13 protein-coding genes are annotated in these 17,276 nt (G+C 40.7%); 9 read left to right on the top strand and 4 right to left on the bottom strand.

Annotation, left to right across the window (positions count from 1 at the left end):
* Positions 1–126: 126 nt before the first annotated feature.
* The 5 genes from GWR21_RS20485 (at position 127) to GWR21_RS20465 (ending at position 4,333) form a co-directional block, all read left to right on the top strand.
* Complete coding sequence (locus GWR21_RS20485; protein WP_162333548.1) at positions 127–441, top strand: hypothetical protein; 315 nt, start codon at positions 127–129, stop codon at positions 439–441.
* 98 nt (positions 442–539) lie between these two features.
* A complete protein-coding gene (locus GWR21_RS20480) occupies positions 540–1,052 on the top strand; it encodes a hypothetical protein (RefSeq protein WP_162333547.1) in 513 nt (170 codons plus the stop codon).
* A gap of 14 nt (positions 1,053–1,066) precedes the next feature.
* Positions 1,067–1,978, top strand: a complete 912-nt coding sequence (locus GWR21_RS20475) for a metallophosphoesterase family protein (protein WP_162333546.1) — start codon at positions 1,067–1,069, stop codon at positions 1,976–1,978.
* 51 nt (positions 1,979–2,029) lie between these two features.
* A complete protein-coding gene (locus GWR21_RS20470) occupies positions 2,030–3,190 on the top strand; it encodes a DUF4221 family protein (RefSeq protein ID WP_162333545.1) in 1,161 nt (386 codons plus the stop codon).
* An 18-nt stretch (positions 3,191–3,208) separates the two neighbouring features.
* Positions 3,209–4,333, top strand: a complete 1,125-nt coding sequence (locus tag GWR21_RS20465) for a DUF4221 family protein (protein ID WP_162333544.1) — start codon at positions 3,209–3,211, stop codon at positions 4,331–4,333.
* A gap of 170 nt (positions 4,334–4,503) precedes the next feature.
* On the opposite strand, the gene GWR21_RS20460 is transcribed toward GWR21_RS20465, so the two are convergent.
* From GWR21_RS20460 to GWR21_RS20450, 3 genes are read right to left on the bottom strand one after another with little or no spacing between them, the layout of a single operon-like run.
* Positions 4,504–7,074, bottom strand: coding sequence for a metallophosphoesterase (locus tag GWR21_RS20460; protein WP_162333543.1), 2,571 nt, complete (start codon positions 7,072–7,074; stop codon positions 4,504–4,506).
* Positions 7,075–7,100: 26 nt separating this feature from the next.
* Positions 7,101–8,522: a RagB/SusD family nutrient uptake outer membrane protein gene (locus tag GWR21_RS20455; protein WP_162333542.1), complete on the bottom strand. Its 1,422-nt coding sequence runs from the start codon at positions 8,520–8,522 to the stop codon at positions 7,101–7,103.
* Positions 8,523–8,537: 15 nt separating this feature from the next.
* A complete protein-coding gene (locus tag GWR21_RS20450; RefSeq protein ID WP_162333541.1) occupies positions 8,538–11,924 on the bottom strand; it encodes a SusC/RagA family TonB-linked outer membrane protein in 3,387 nt (1,128 codons plus the stop codon).
* Positions 11,925–12,294: 370 nt separating this feature from the next.
* Between GWR21_RS20450 and GWR21_RS20445 the strand changes: the two genes are divergently transcribed.
* From GWR21_RS20445 to GWR21_RS31705, 4 genes are all read left to right on the top strand, one after another.
* Positions 12,295–12,843, top strand: coding sequence for an RNA polymerase sigma factor (locus tag GWR21_RS20445; protein ID WP_162333540.1), 549 nt, complete (start codon positions 12,295–12,297; stop codon positions 12,841–12,843).
* Between the two features lie 66 nt (positions 12,844–12,909).
* Positions 12,910–14,055: a FecR family protein gene (locus tag GWR21_RS20440; RefSeq protein WP_162333539.1), complete on the top strand. Its 1,146-nt coding sequence runs from the start codon at positions 12,910–12,912 to the stop codon at positions 14,053–14,055.
* 35 nt (positions 14,056–14,090) lie between these two features.
* Complete coding sequence (locus GWR21_RS20435) at positions 14,091–15,401, top strand: DEAD/DEAH box helicase (protein ID WP_162333538.1); 1,311 nt, start codon at positions 14,091–14,093, stop codon at positions 15,399–15,401.
* Between the two features lie 175 nt (positions 15,402–15,576).
* Positions 15,577–15,699 carry a DoxX family protein gene (locus GWR21_RS31705; RefSeq protein WP_262888461.1) on the top strand — a complete coding sequence of 41 codons (123 nt, stop codon included), beginning with the start codon at positions 15,577–15,579 and terminating at the stop codon, positions 15,697–15,699.
* Positions 15,700–15,752: 53 nt separating this feature from the next.
* Here the strand turns inward: GWR21_RS31705 and GWR21_RS20425 are convergent, their stop codons facing one another.
* A complete protein-coding gene (locus tag GWR21_RS20425; RefSeq protein ID WP_202928970.1) occupies positions 15,753–17,267 on the bottom strand; it encodes a SusD/RagB family nutrient-binding outer membrane lipoprotein in 1,515 nt (504 codons plus the stop codon).
* Between the last annotated feature and the right edge of the window lie 9 nt (positions 17,268–17,276).

Raw genomic sequence — 17,276 nt, 5'->3', positions numbered from 1 at the left:
AAATAAAATCAGATAATTACCGGACATACACTTTATGTCTGTTTATATAAGACAAGCCTTCGCTAATTTTGTACTGATAATGGCCATTGTAATAATTTCTATCATTAACATTTTAACCCTTTTTTTATGCAAAAGTTATCTGTAAAAAAATTCTCTTTTCTAGGCATGGCACTGCTTGGTGCTTCTGCAATCACTGCTGCATTCATCCCATCAGAGTCAAAAGCTGACAATGCAAAATTCGCACTGGATGGAACACTTACCGGAAGTGGCAACTCTATTACCTGCCAGCCAAAAGAATCAGGTCCAACCGTACCAGCAGATTGCCACAACACGCTAACTGCGGGCGGAGCATCTGCTACTTCTGTAGGTGCAGCTGCAACCTCTGGTGATGCGCCAAGTGCAGGTGCAGATACTAACACAACTGTAACAGGTGATAAATAATGGATTAAATACATCCAAATAGTTAAAACAATCTAGGGCAATTCCAGCTTTAGGTTGTTTTAACTATCACCATTCATGACTGCATCATGACCCTCACAATGATGAAAACAAATATTATTTTCTTTGTGGCTTTAATACTGATTTCGTGTAGAAACGAAAAGAAAGTAACACATACAGAAGTGATCTTAGATAGTAATGTGCAAGTTCATATCTTTAAAAAAATCGATTCCCTATTGGAAGGAATTCCTCAGGTAAAATCTCAAGATTCTCTTGCTTTTCTTATTCTTCCAATCAATGCAAGTTGTCCTTATTGCAAAAAGAAAACCATTGAAAAAATAGCTAAAAAACATAAAAATATTGACACCTCGCATTACATAATAATATCTGCTAATAAGGGACTAAAGACAATAGCAGCATTGTTTAGAGAACAAGGTTATGATCTACCAATCACTTCATCCAATATCCGCATAGACAGTACAAATAAAGCTAGTGAATATGCGCTCTGCGCTGACAAACCAACATTCTATTATTCCACAAAAGGGAAAATCTACAAAAAAGTAGCTTCAATCCCCTATTCGGTGAAGGATGATTTAGCTGATTTTTTCCACTAAGCATTATAAAAGCAATGGCAAGAATAAGATTACATATACGTGTCCCAGGAAAACAAGAACATACGAAGCATTTCTCTGTTCGACTACAGAAAAATCTTATCAATGAACCTATTGAATTTAACTGCTCGCCCGAAATTATCTTTTTATCTAACATCACTCATAACTTCGCTTCTCTACAAAAAACCTTACTCAAAGAAGAAATAATAGACAAACACTACAAATGGACATTCTCGAACAAACATATTGTGATAATCGAAGACTTTGAGACCATCGAAGAAGAAAGGATAAATTGTCTGTGGCTATTATATTCGCTGGAGGAAAAGGCAAAAAAACAAGGAGGATATATCCACTTAATACTGTCCAACTATAATTCACTCCTTAGAGATACAATATGGCGAAATAGTCATCCCAACTATGCCATGATTGAAAGCTTATCTCTAAGATCGACGAACACCGTGTTATATGATGGGAACAATGAACTTTGGAGATGGCTAAAAACAAAAAATGTTGTTGAAAAAATAGGCACTCTTCTCATTGGTCACTCAACGGCAACAATACTCTCAACGGAATTAAGTGACAATTTTAAACGTCTGAATAAACCATATCATTTTTCGCTTAAAGCGATTGAATATGTTAATAAAATAAGAAAAACAAATATCTGCTCATATAATGAAGATGAGAAATCCGAAAAGATGTCATCGCCGCGTGAAATAAGATCTGATAAAGAACGCTCATCATTATCCCCCAAAGAGATATTTTATGTTATTCTAGGACAAAAGAACCTGGACACAATAGAATTTGCACAAAATGATAATGTAATATTATTGCCATCACTACCAACAACAGAGCGGCGGCAGACACTATATTTTAGCAATAACCAATTTTATATTACTCAATATGCTCCGTCCCGATCACGTCAGCTATAATAATCCATACGATCCAGAAAAAGACTCGTGAAACTTAAAAATTCATACCGTATGTTCAAGGCTCCAATTCAGGTTAACAATATTTTCGTTTACACACTATTCTCATTCTTACAACTCGTGCTGTTTGCTTGTTCACAAAATGAATCAAAGGAAGCTAAGCACGTCTTTAGTATTCCTGACTATGGAAAAATAAAATTAAAGGAATCAGATGACACCCTACGCTTCTTATTCCCTTCCATGCCCAAAAAGGATATTCAATCCATGAATATATTTAACGATGGAGGCAAAGATTATATTTCCATCTATGATGCATATTCAGAAACGCTCAGCATCTATGACTTCAATAATACCACAATAATTAAAAGATTTGCACTGAATGAACTCTTCAAAAAGACAGAACTATATAAGATCAGTATTTATACACAAAACTTCGATAGCATATTTGTCATTAATAGAAACAAAATAAATTTATTCGACAGTAGTGGTAATCTAAGATACAGCACTGACTTTCTTTCAAGTCACCCTTCAGCATGGGCATTCTTTCAAACAGGAAATCCGGCGACATTTAAAGACCAAAAGATCTATACTGCTGTCCGTCCCCACATGAGACCTTTTATAAAAAACGAGTTAAAAAACTGGAAAATTCTTTATGAATTCGACCTGAAGAAAAATAACAGTAAGCTCTTGTATAATTTGCCGGCCAAATTTAGAGACACAATTTCAAATATTAGCTTTTTGATATCTAGTTACTGTATCAACGCCAATGGCAGATTCGTGATCAGTTTCACCGGAGATACCTGCATTTATGAAACAGATTTTAAAGACATCCATCTGGCACACTATGCACAGAGCAAATTTCAGCATCATTATCTGGTGTCATCGACGAAGGATTTATTGACAGACAGAAATGAAGTGTACTGGAAAAGTGACACATATGGGAACATTTACTATGACAATAACTCCAGGCTATACCTGAGAGTTGCGCAACAGGGCATATCTGATGGCAACTACGCTCAAAAAAACTGGGTAAAATCACAATCCCTGATAATCTTGAACGACGATCTTGAAGTTATTGGAGAATCCATCATAAGTAATAGTTTAATGATAAACTATGGTTTATTGATCACTCAAGATGGGAAATTATACGCGCGCTTAAATAATAAAGAAAGAGGCGCAGTTTCTTTCATAAGGTTAACATATAAGAAAGCGTAATACTATAAAACAACATTCATGAAGTATTATTACCCCACACTCCTGTTATGTCTTATTGTATGTTGCTGCTCATCTGAAAACGAAGACCCCGCAATAATTGAACTAACGCCTGATTATAATAAGACAGGAATTATAACATCGAAAGACACAACAATTTTTCAGCTGGATGACAGCACTTACAACGATATCAGATCCATCAGCTTCTTCTCCGAATCAGGTAATAATTTTATTTCCCTATACGATCATACTTCGCAAAGCATTAATATATATGATTGGAATACACATATCCGGACTGTCCGCATCAATTTAAAAACATGTCTCAGAAGTTCTCATTTGTATAAGGTTTCGGTATATACAAAAAACTTCGACAGTATTTTTGTGACAAACAATACAAATCTTTACTTACTAAATAAATCAGGGCGCATAGTTAATAAAGTCTCCTATGCCTCATCACCTGAATTTGCATGGCCATTTTTTGACACTAATAATCCCGCCATAAAGAGAAATAATATCCTCTTCACTGCCGTACGTCCTTTTGTAAAAGAGACTTCCATTAAGTCTATTAAAAAATGGAAAAACCTGTATGAATTTAATATAGATGAAAAAAAGACCTCATTAAATATAAATTATCCCAAAGCTCTGCGTACAGAGAGGTATGGACATAGATTCTTAAGATCAAGTTTTTGTGAGACAGACAGAAACACGTTCCTATTAAGTTTTGCCGGAGATACAAATATTTACGAAACAACATCAACCCAATATCTACGGGCTTACAAAGTGAAAAGTAAACATCATGCAACTATTTTAAGCCCTATGACAGATGAAGATTTTAAAAATGAACATGGGCAAAAACTATACGACACAAATTACTCATACGACTATATATATGCCGATCCACAACACCATAAATACCTTCGGGTGGCGAAACACCCTATCGAGGAAAAAAATCATGCCTTACCCAGGCAAAAAAGGCAATCGATTATAATACTTGATCATAAATTTCAAATCATCGGAGAGTCGACAATAGATAACAACATATCTCTAGATCAGCTATTTTGGGCGAACGATGGGCACATGTACTGCAGAGTCAATAAAAGGAACGAATATAGTGTCAGCTTTATCAAGCTGTTATATCAGGAATAAACGTAGTTAAAAACACAACGCCCATTTATTTAATGTGTTATCCCCCAATAATACAATGAAAATACACAGGGATCTATACTAGCACCTACAGACATGATCCTCGTAAAGAGAAAAATGCCTGTAGGCTATCATTATAATTGACACACTCAGCATTACTGATGCGAGGTTTTCTATTTCAGCGTGTAAGCAGCCGGTTGAGAAAACAGTAAAACCCGCATTCCTTCTTTATTAACCCGATAATAAACATTTCTATCAAACATGAGTGCTTCAGTGTCACCTTTTGCATGATGTGTATCCGTATTAATCACTTTATTAGAATAATGAGTGGTCACGTATTTACCATATGTATTTCCTTTAATAATAGTATGCCCGGTGACAATATGGTTAACATTATACAGTTTAAGTGTTTTATCTATCACTGATTCCGGAGTTCTAAATGTAGTATCAATTCCCCTGGCACTAACGGTAACTTTGGTTTCATTCTCCAAATAGTATTGTCTATACCAAAATGGCGATATTTTAACATTATAAAGGGCTGCTAACCGATTATCACTTGACCGGGCGGCTACGGTATCCTTATCATAGTAATTTTTCGCCATAGCGTTCATATCGTGTAAAGTAATCTCCAGGTCACAAACCTCAGGACTGATTCCTCCATGCACAAAAAGTAAATCCCCTACCTTTTCAGCGATATTTTTACTTCTCAACCATTTACCTAGTTCACTGTATTCGTCAAAAAGTCCACTGTAGCGTCTTCCTATCTTTTTCGAATTACGCTTATACTTGTCCTTCACATATCTATGATTGCCACTCAAGTTCATGATCTCATGATTGCCCAATATAAAATGAACATATCCTCCAGCCTCTCTGGCTTCATCTTCCAACTTATAAATTAACCATAGACATTCGGTGACTTGTTCTCCTCTGTCAAACATATCACCATTAATAACCAAATGACCACTATCAAAGCACCATCTGAAGTTAGTATCTATAACCTTATTAGCCTGCAGCAGCTCCCTGAAAGATTTAAAATTGCCCTCTATATCAGACAATGCCATTATCTTCGAAGGTTTGTCAAATTCCACTGGCTCTGAATAAATTGTATCTTTCAGTTTGATCTCAAAGGACTTCCCCAGAATATCCGTATTAACTTCTATAAAACTATTCTTTCCGCACACTACTCTCGTCAGGTCACCATGTTGCCCTATCTCATACGAAGCATTTTGCTCTCCTTCCTTAACGATATATGGACCATCAGCCAATACATTCAAGCGTTCCTTTAACATAGTGCGCAATTCAGAACGATCAAAATCAGTTGGAAAATTAGCCAATATGGTGCCTTTCTCATTAAGTATAAATACGTTTTTCCGCTCCTGTAATTGAAATGTTTTTATAAGGCTGCTTATATCGTCATCAGGAGAGGGATACAGATCCAATTGGTTATAGGTAACATACGGCTTTGAATTTTTAGTCTTTTTAACGTGTACGCCTTTTCCAACTTTATTGATCTTTGCATTTACTACCAGCATTCGTGGATCGTTACTTAACATATCCTCAATTCCTGATAAATCTAATTTCTTTTCCACTTCAGTATTGAAGTTAAAAATGATGAATTTACCTTCAAAGTCCTGGTTCTTGTAATATCTGCCATGCTTATCACGAAAAGAAAAAGAAGGAAATACAGCACCGGCTCCTACTGATTTCTGCCTATATTTTTCTTCAGAAGAGCGTACCATCTGCTTTGCTTTAAGATCTATTGCCGGGTCTGAATAAAAATGTTGCAGCAAGTCATCAACTTGCTTGCCAAATCCTTTCTTGTATCCCTCATCGTAAATTACCTCTGTCGTCATCATCTCAATAAGAAAACTCTCCAACGCGTCACCAGCATACATCTTCTTTCCAACTTCATAATATTCCCGTAGACGTCCAATAGCTCCGCCTGCCAGACTATCATACTCCCTGGGGTATAACCCGTTTCTTTCTATTAAGTCCTTTACAAAACCAAGGTCGCCCGAAAGACCTATTTTCTGAGAACGCATCCAGTTAAAATCGGCATTAAAGAAAGTTTTATCAAAGATCTGTGCCAGCATCTCCCTCGATATTCCTGAGACGCTGCCATTTTTAATATACAATGAATATAAACCTCTAAATTTATCGTGTTTCTGTTCCTGCGTATGGAGAATTGTTTCAACTTTTAATAGTTGATATACCTTTGGAGACAGGATATTCTTTCTTTGCTCTATTAATGACAATGCATTAGACATTTGCTTATCCAAATACACGTTCCATTCCCAATAATCGTCCAGTGAATACGTATAGTATCTAAAAGGATTCGATGGTCGCTTCATAGCATCTGTGATCATGAGGAGTTCTCTCTTGAGCAAATTTTTCTCCACCCCAACACCAGATAAAACGATGTCATCATTTTTATAACTGACCACCAAACTATCACCTGGCTCCAAAATACAATAGAAACTGGTGGCAGTTTCCTCACCTCTCCCTGTTATAAGGAGAGGCGCATCGGCATTGAACACCTTAGTTACCGGACATTGACTAAGATATAATGTGCTTCTTTCCCTGGTCACAAATTCCCTTTGACTGGAAACTGACGTCAATTCAACAGAATCTTTGGCAACACCAGAAGAGCATTCAATAACTAAAATCATTTTACTCCTGTCTTGTGCTATGCCTTCTGTTATCGCAATCAATAGACACAGGATCAATATATAGTAGTTTCTCATACCAATGTTTGTTTAGTAATTAAGGGTCAATAACCTGGGTTCTGACTAAATCCCGACAATTCAACTTCCTGTTGTGGAATAGGGGCAATTGCTTTATTATTGGGATAGGACAAACTTTTCGCCATATCACTGTTAGCATCTGATCTGTTTACACCCTGTTTCCATCTTAACAGATCAAACATTCTTAGTCCATCGAATGCAAGCTCTTTGCGTCGCTCCTTGTAAATTGAATCAAGCAAGGCTGGCTTACCCTGATCTATTGGCATTGGACTCACCGAAGGATTTGCACGGCTGCGTATCTTTTGAAGATATATTCTTGCGCTATCAAGCTGCCCAAGATGTGCACAAGATTCGGATGCGATTAAACACATCTCCGACGATCGCAGGAGAACCTGGTAATGATCTCCTTCAACAACAGGGAAAAGTCCTGTGGCCCCTGTTGGAAACTTTGTTATGACCCAACCATCTGGTGATCGAGACACCCAATTCGCCCTCTTGTCATCAGCGCTCTCCTGAAGTATTTTTGCTATATCATCAGTTGCCCAATAAGCCATTTCCCATTTAGGACTAGCATAATACCCTGTAAAAATTCCATAGTAGTTATCCTCTTCTGACACAATTGGTGGCAGCCGGAATAATGCCTCGGTTTCTTCTCTCGTATAAAGTTTTTCCGGATAACCCTCAATTAGTAATGGCACAGATGATAATACCTGTGTAGCCATTTCCTTTGCGGAAGAAAACTCACCTGAAAAAAGATATGCACGGGCAAGCAGTCCCTTTGCGGCCTGATAATTAAATACTTCCGTTTTTATATCGCTTTGGGATAATAATGAAATTGCTGACTTTAAATCATCCTCGATTCCCTGATATACTTCAGCAACTGTTTGTCTCGTCTCTTTACTCTCCAGATCGGATGTTGTGATATATGGTATTCCCGGATGGGAACCGTCATTTGTAAAATTATAAGATTGAGCAAATGTATTCACTAATACAAAATGCATCAATGCTCTGATTCCAAGCGCCTGCCCTTTAATACTCCTCGCACTACTTTCGTTCTCGTTTTTATACTTGTCGGCGCACTCAGACACAAAGCTACAGTCTCTTATTATCCTGTACAGCTTACGCCAAAGCTCATTAGAATTAGATTTACCGCTTGTGCTATTGGCCTGTTGAGTCCACATATACTCAGTCATCAAATATCGGCCACCATTAACAGGTTTCATATTATCGGCAATGATTTCCGCATAAGGCAATTTCGTACCATAAGCATAATCGCTTACCAGGTTGATATAAATACCATTCAGGTAATCCTGCGTGGAAGTCAGATCCTTGACATAAGCTTGCTTTAACAAAACGGTCTTATCCGTAACTTCCAAAAAGCTCTTTTTACAGGAGAAAAAGAAGACTGCCATTAAAATCGCGTACCAGCCGCATTTACATACAGACATAATATTTATAATTATTTAGAAACTTGCATTAAGACCAATAGAGTATGTTTTCTGCGCAGGATATATAAGTCCGGAAATACCTGCCATGTCAACATTTGACACATCCTTGTCCTTATATCTGGACCAAAGAGCCAGGTTGTTTCCCTGAAGATATATTTTGACATTGCTGATGTGCAAATCGTGAAGTAGAACATTGGGTAAGCTATAGCTTACCGATACATTCTGAAGTCTTATATGATCGCCATCATATAAATTTCTCGTCGAGAAATAGTCATTGTTTATGGGATTATTTAGTATCGGTTTGGGATTAGGAGAAACATCTCCTGGCTTACGCCAATGATTTTTTGCCTGTTTACTCTGGTTTAGATAGGGGGTAGCGCCGTCGTGCACTAACCCATTATAATTGTAGACCTGAAATCCATACTGATAATATAAAGAGAAAGAAACCTCTATATTCCTGAATGCAAAAGCATTCGTCACTGATCCAAATCCGTCAGGCTGGGACTTTCCTACAAACGAGCTAGTTGTTGCTAAATAATCTTTAGTGAGCTTTCCTGTTGAATCTATCCATTGCTGACTTCCATCTGTAGCGTTAACACCGCCCCAATCGGGCAGGTAAAAAGAATTGAAATTATGCCCTTCCTGATTAGCAATTATGCCTGATATTAAACTTGCCGCGGGTACGTCAGCCTTTATCAGTGTGTTTTTGTTCGTACTCCAGTTGGCAATCAAGTTCCATCGAAAATCAGTATTCTTAATAACATCCGCTGAAAATGTTAATTCTATTCCCTTATTTCTCATTCTACCAATATTTGCCAGCGTAGTCAGAAAACCAGTGTTGAGTGGAAGGTTAATACTATATATTAAATTGGAAGTATTTCTTTGATAGAAATCCAGATTCAGTCCTATCCTATTATCAAGAAATCTGCTTTCTATACCGGCGTCCCAGGTAAATGTATTTTCCCATTTCACATCCGGATTACCAGCAGCCCCTGACCCTGGAAAAACTGCTGCACTTCCGTCGTATCTACCTAATGATAATTGATCATAAGGCGTAAATCTGTCAATTGCTGAAGCATTTCCTGCTGCACCAATACTCCCACGTATTTTAAGCTGATTTAACCACGACAAATGCTCTTTCAACAGCGCTTCATCACTTAACAACCAGCCCATTCCAGCTGACCAGTAAACACCATACCTTTTATCTGCTCCAAATCTGGAGGAGCCATCTTTACGAATACTTCCTGACAAGAAGTATTTATTATCAAATCCATAATTTAACTGACCAAAGTAGGATAATAACGTCTCCTTCCTATCGTATCCTCTTGGCAACCCGGTAGCAGAGACACCAGGGCTACTTATTTGATCATAGTATGGTGATCGCTGTCCTCTGACGCCTACCCCCAATATCTTACGGTATAAAATCTGGGCCTCTTGCCCTATCAGAAAACCTATTGCATGTCGTTGCCGGATTATTTTATCGTATTTAATAATATTCGTAGTTATGATATTTGACAAACGAGTATGCTGCTCTTCAATTCTTCCCTGCACCGCTCCAGATGCGATGTCTTTCAATCTGGGATCGGCTATCTCTTTAGCTTCTGACAACATAAAATCCAGTCCCAGATTAGAAGAGATTCTAACACCATTTTTGAAATCGATTTCTCCATACAACTTATTCAATGTGCGGAAAGCCGTATTTCTGTTAACATTGTATTCTCTTACAGCAGCAGGATTGGCCTGATTATTTACTAAGCCACCATAGGCAAAATTGTTGAGATAATTGCCATCCTCTAATCTAATTGGCAATAAAGGAGATAATTTGCCTACACTGGAAGAATAAACATTCCCATCATTCTGAAGAGCCCCCCCATAATCCTGCACATTGTAGGAAAAAAGATTATTAAATCCGACTTTCACCCAGTCGGCAGGACGATTTTCGAAATTAAACCTGACAGACTTCCTATCGTAACCCGTACCTTTTACGACGCCATTTTGCTTTGTATATTCCGCATTTAAATAGTAATTACTCCTATCATTACCTCCGGACATAGAAATTTCATTTCCAACCGTAAGTGCCGCCGAATTGAACATCTCCCTCCGCCAATCAGGAGCGGGATAAAAGCTACCATCCGCGCGGGTTGGGAATTTATTTTTAAGATCCTCCTGTATTTCAGGATCTGTCCAGGGCATCGACACACCGTTCACTATACGAGGAGTATTCTTATAGGTCTCGTATAGCAAGTCCATATATTCTGTCTGATCCAGAAAATCATTTGTTCCTAAAAGCGCTGATGCGATATCTGTCTGATGCCTGAAGTTAAACTGTGTTTTACCTGCTTTACCTCTCTTTGTTGTAATCAATATCACACCATTACTCGCTTTTGCGCCATATAACGCAATTGCCGCGGCATCTTTGAGAATAGACATGCTTTCAATGTCTGATGGGTTAATCTGGGCAATAGGATTACTTACAGGCGTCATTGAGGTTCTTTCGTTTATATATAACTGAGCCGCATCCTGGGATATGGGCATCCCATCTATTATAATTAATGGATTCCTGACAGTTGTACCAGCTACAGGATTCACTGCCGACGCAATCCCTCTTAAAACAAAATTACTAAGCCCGCCTCCAGGCTGACCAGTACCACTTGTCACTAATAACCCAGGCACCAAACCTTGCAGACTTTTATCAAATGACCTATTCGGTAAATTCTGTATCTCAGCTCCTTTCACTACCGTAACAGCACCCGTTAATGCACGCTGTGTTGTCGTACCATAAGCTGTCACCACTTGTAAGCTATTATCTCCCTGCCTCAACTTCACCTTTATACTTTTTTTGCCCGCCACCGCCACTTCAGCAGATACAAATCCCATAAAACTGATTTGTAAAACGTCCTTCTCTCCTGAATGATTCAACGTAAAGGAACCGTTGTCTTTAGTAGCTGTTGCCACCTGTGCTCCTTTTATCCGCACCGTCGCCCCCGGCAGCGGCTCCCCCTTCTCATCCGTCACCACGCCACTAATACTTGTCATCATCACCGTATCCTTCTTCGTCGGCATTACCGACTTTATAAATATCTTATCCCTGTTCCCCTTCACATACTCATACGTCAGTCCTATCGGTGGCAATATCGTCCCCAGCGCCTCCTCTACGGGTGTAGAAACAAACTTTACCCCTACCGTCTGATCCACATTCAGCTCTCCAAAAAACAACAGCACACCCGTCTGTTTTTCAATAATATTAAACACTTCACCTAATGGAATCCGGGCATTGGTAAGTGTAACATTTCTTCCAGGCTGCGCACTTCGCTGCGCAAATGAATAAATACAGGGAAGTAATAGCCATAGCATAGCCATTAAGCTACGCTGCGCGTAGCAGTAAGTAAAGTTTCGATGCATAAGGACAAGTCTAAATGGTTAGTTAATTCCTGACATGAATTTGTAATGAATTTAGCTAGTGTAGTACAGCACCCTGTTTCTGGTTTACTGATTTTATATCTAAGAGTAGAAGTAGCAGAATATGGGTGAAAGCTTTATTAAAAAAAAGTACGCCAGACACTCACCCCACCTACTAACACCAATAGAATCAGTCATTTCCGGCTATGTTAACTGATTATTAAGAAATAAATCCGGAGAAACTGTGTAAATTAAACTGCCGTACATCAGAATAGAGAACAATAAATTAACAGAGAATGCAATGATATTAATTTAAAGGGAACTAAGTTTACACGTGCTTTTCATCTAATCATTCATACCTGAATCAATCAGCATGCACACCGACGTGAATGACGATCTGCTGCTACAAGAACTAAAATCCGGCGATACCAAGGCTTACAAAACGATGTACATCCGTTTTGAGAAACTTCTTTTGTTTGAAGCCAGCCGGCTTTTAGGAAGTGTCGAAGAAGCAAAGGATGTGGTACAGGATTTCTTTATAGACTTCTTCGAGAAAAAACGATATAATAGCATACATACCAACCTCAAGGGATATCTGTATATCTCCATCCGGTATAACTGTATGCTTATTTTAAAAAGACAGAAGAGCCTGCAAAAATCACAACAGGCGTATTATTCCTCCCAACAGGAGCCAACTGTTCAACCCGAAGATGAACAGGAACCAGGCATACGCGATTACATTGATAACAAAGTGAACGAGCTACTTAAATACATGCCAGCACAAAGAAGTAAAGCATTTCAACTCTATGTTCTTCAGGGTATGAAAAGAAAAGAAGTAGCCAACGTAATGGGATTAAGTGATAATACTATCAAGACTCATCTTGCTACAGCTATTAAAACATTACGCGAGAAATTGTCATAATAATCATATAATTATATCACCCATTTTCAGACTACGGTACTCTTATACTTGATTTAATAATACTTCATGGAATTAGACAGGGATCATATTCATCAGCTGATGAATGAAAAAGTGATGGGGGTTATTAACGAAACAGATGAGCAACTCCTTCAAAATGCATTAAAAGAGTATCCGGAATTACAAACCGAATTCGAACAGCTTCAACAGGAATACGCCATTTGGTCCGAAAACCCCACTGTAAGAACACTCAACAGTGAAGCAGACTTCGCTTATGTCGAAGATGAACTAAAACACAGGAAACTCCGTAAACGGAGCGTCCAGACGTTTGGTGTCCTGTTTATAGCCGCTACTATTACCTCACTTGCCATATTTACTTATCCACTTATTACCAGCCATCCACGCAAAGCACAGGTAGCTTTGATGTCAACCGGTAATAAGACGCTACAGTTACGTCTTGCCAGTGGGGAAATTGTCGATCTCTCGTCCCGGAAAGATAGTATCGCTGTTAACGGCGGTACCGCACAACTCCACAATCAAAACAATTCCCTCACATATACCATTAAGACAAATACTGCTGTCCCTGACCAGGTAAACCAATTATGGGTCCCTCCTGGAATGGACTATCATATTACATTATCTGACGGCACCCACGTATTCCTGAACAGTGCCACTACGCTTAGATTTCCGTTCCACTTCTCCGGCAATACCAGAGAGATCACTGTCGATGGAGAAGCCTGGCTGCAGGTCGCTAAAGATGAGAACCGGCCGTTCATACTACATACGCCCAAAGGTACTGTACAAGTACTGGGTACCTCCTTTAACGTAAATACTTACGACTCCGGACGCATAAAGGTGTCACTGGTAGAAGGCGCTGTTTCTGTCGCTATAGCCGGTAAACAAACAGTTCTCAAACCCGGACAAGCCATCACATATCAGCAGGACAAAGGCACAGCACTGACCGCCTTAAATCAAAACGAACTACTCTGGATCAAAGGGAAATATAAACTTGATAACACGCCAATGAAAGAAATCACTAAAGTATTACCCCGCTGGTATGGTGTACAGGTAGTGATCGATAACCCGGAAATTGCTGAAAAACGCTTTACCGGCACTATTCTGAAAGCAGAACCTATGCAGGAATTCCTGGATGCCATTCAGCTTACCACTGGCGCCGAATCCTACTATAAAGATGGTGTACTGCACATCCGGTAAATTCCACTCACTAAGAAATCCGTACTTTTGCTCCGATGCAAAATTACGCCTCCATACTCTCCGCCTTTAAAATCGACGCACTCAATGAGATGCAGCTCGCCTCTATTGATGCTAACCAAAAGGCTGACAACGTCATTCTACTCTCCAATACCGGCTCAGGTAAAACCCTCGGTTTCCTGATCCCGATACTGGAACAACTGGACAAAAATACCCCTGGTACCCAGGCTTTAGTGATAGCGCCTTCCCGTGAACTGGCCATGCAGATCGAAAAGGTCTGGAAAACCATGACCACCGGATTCAAGGTAACCTGCTGCTATGGCGGACACCTGCGCGAAACAGAAGAGAATAACCTGCTCGAAGCCCCTGCGCTGATCATCGGTACACCCGGACGACTGGGCGACCACATCCGCAGAGAGAACATCAAAACCGCAGGTATCAAACTCCTGGTGCTGGATGAATTTGACAAATCCCTGGAACTTGGCTTCCAGGATGAAATCGCCTTTATCATTGAATCGCTGCCTAACCTGAAAAAAAGGATCCTGACTTCCGCTACCGAAGCCGTGGACATCCCTGACTTCGTGGGCATCGAAGCACCCATCAGACTCAACTTCCTCACAGAAGAAAAGTCCGAAGCGCTGGCTATCAAGTACGTGGAAAGTGAGGATAAAGACAAACTCGACACCTTATTCCGCCTCATCTGCTACCTGGGCAACAGGTCCACTATCGTGTTCTGTAACCACCGCGAAGCTGTGGAACGCACCAACAGTTTCCTGAAGGAAAATGGCCTGACCAGCGTATTCTACCACGGCGCTATGGAACAAAGAGACAGGGACGCGGCTTTGTGCAAATTCAGGAACGGTACCAGTAACCTGCTGGTCACAACCGACCTGGCCGCCCGCGGACTGGATATTCCTCATATCAGATATATCGTACACTACCACCTCCCTCATACGGAAGATACCTATACACACCGTAATGGCCGTACTGCCAGAATGGATGCCAGTGGTACCGCCATCCTCCTGATCGGTCCGGACGAAAAAATGCCGGCCTATGTACAGGACGATCCGGAACTCATCACCCTTGAGGCACAATACGAGCTGCCGGAAAAACCAAAGTGGACTACCTTCTTCATAGGAGCAGGTAAGAAAGATAAAGTCAATAAGATTGACATCGTAGGCTTCCTCACTAACAAAGGACAGCTCAAAAAAGAGGATGTGGGACTGATCGAAGTAAAAGACTTCTTCTCTTTTGTGGCGGTAAGAAAAAGCAGAGCTGCCCATACCCTGGTATTGATCCAAAACGAGAAGATCAAGAATAAGAAAGTAAAGATTGATGTAGCCAAGTAAACAGTTGACAGGGGTATTCGCGTTTATACGAATATGCTCGGCAAACTCTCATTGTATATCATGGCCGCCTTATACGTGGCTGCTGGTATCAATCACTTCATCAATCCAGACATTTATCTAGGCATTATGCCTCCCTGGCTGCCCTTCCAGACTGCATTGGTTCATATCAGTGGCGGTGTGGAAGTGGCATGTGGCCATCAACTACTACGCAATAGGACATTCCATGCTCTGGCTGGCCCTGCTACGACTCCCCTTTCAGCTGGCACTGATCGGTTGGGCCTGGCGGTTCACTAAATAAGATCCGGCCATCCCTTCGCAGAAATGGCCGGACAATACAAAACAGATACACTGCTACTTAGCGATCCACATGCGTGTATTCAGATCATCAGCACCCTGACGCTTCACCGCATCTCCACGGTTGATGCCATTCAGCGACTGTTCTCTCTGAGGATAGATAAATCTCACCGGTACCCGACCATTATTCAGGTTGGACGGACCTGGAACAATTTCAGGCATCCCCGTACGTCTCCAGTCAAACCAGGCCTCCAAACCAGTAAAATAGTAGGATACCCACTTCTGTAAAGCGATCTTTGCGAGTTTCTCCTCCTGGGTGCCTGTATAGGCCACCCCTGTCTGGGTAAGATAATTTGCCGGCATCGTCACATCAATACCATACTGAGAAGGCACGATGCTCTTCCAGTAGTTAAAGTTGGCAGTGATCCCGTTATTGTAATATGTTGCCGCCTCTCCAACTGTGATCATATTACGCTCTCTCGCCTCTGCCAGTGTAAACATCAGTTCTGCATAGGTCATCAGTGTACCCTTAGCCGCCGCCGGGTCTGGTGCTGCCTGCCCCTGGTCATTGCATACCAGGCAGGCAAATGTATACCCTACTCTCGATACACCCTGTACACCACCATTATAGGCCAGTGCATTCACATCACTCAGCCCGTTGGGTATACCCTCTATCTTCGGTGTACCTGCTGTAACCGACCGCTGTGACGGACGACCAAATACCTTCAGACGAGGATCGCCCAGCGCTGTCAGCCGATCGCTTAAGGTCTTACTCACCCTGAACTCATCAAATGAACCTACACGTGCTCCATATAAAGGCCACTGGTTAGGCGCCGATGACAGGTATTCCAGCTCTGCATTGTCTGCATTATCTGAGAATAAAGGGAAAAGGACCGGATTAGCCACGATCTCATTCATTTCTGCGCTCACATCCTTTCTTTTAGACAAACGCAGCAGGTAACGCAGCCTCAGAGAGTTGGCCAGCTTACGCCATTTCAGGATCGCACTGGCGCCTCCTCCATATAGAATATCACCATCCAGATTGGTATTGCTGTTCATCAGCAGGGTGTTCGCCCGCCTAAGGTCTGCAAGTATACCGGCATAGATCGCCTCCTGTTCATCATATTTAGGCTGATATTTGCCCTCCAGCTTGGCCCTGCCAGCTTCAGTATACGGTACATCTCCATAAGTATCCGTCGCCAGTGCAAACATCCAGGATTTTAATACCAGCGATACTCCCAGGTATGGGTTCGTTGTATCTGCTCCTACTGCGGTAAAGATGTTCTGCAGATTGCGATAGTTATTGTAAACCTCGTCCCATACTCCATTCTGCTCACCCCACAGATAACGGTCCTCATTAACGAACTGTATCTTGGCATGATGCTGCACTACGATATTACCGATGCCCCAGGCGGTATTCACCTGAGAGTTCATCATATTCCTGATCACGCCACTCAGCAGCAGATCAGGCGTTACATTGGTGGGATTATTCTCATTAGTGTTGGTCTCACTAAAGTCGTGTGTACAGGATGATAAAAGGCCGGCTAATAAAAATATCTTTAAGAATTTCATGATTGCTTG

The sequence above is a fragment of the Chitinophaga agri genome (genome assembly GCF_010093065.1).
Lineage (GTDB): Bacteria > Bacteroidota > Bacteroidia > Chitinophagales > Chitinophagaceae > Chitinophaga > Chitinophaga agri.
Note: the sequence above shows the minus strand (reverse complement) of the source record. Positions and strands in the feature narration are given on the sequence as shown.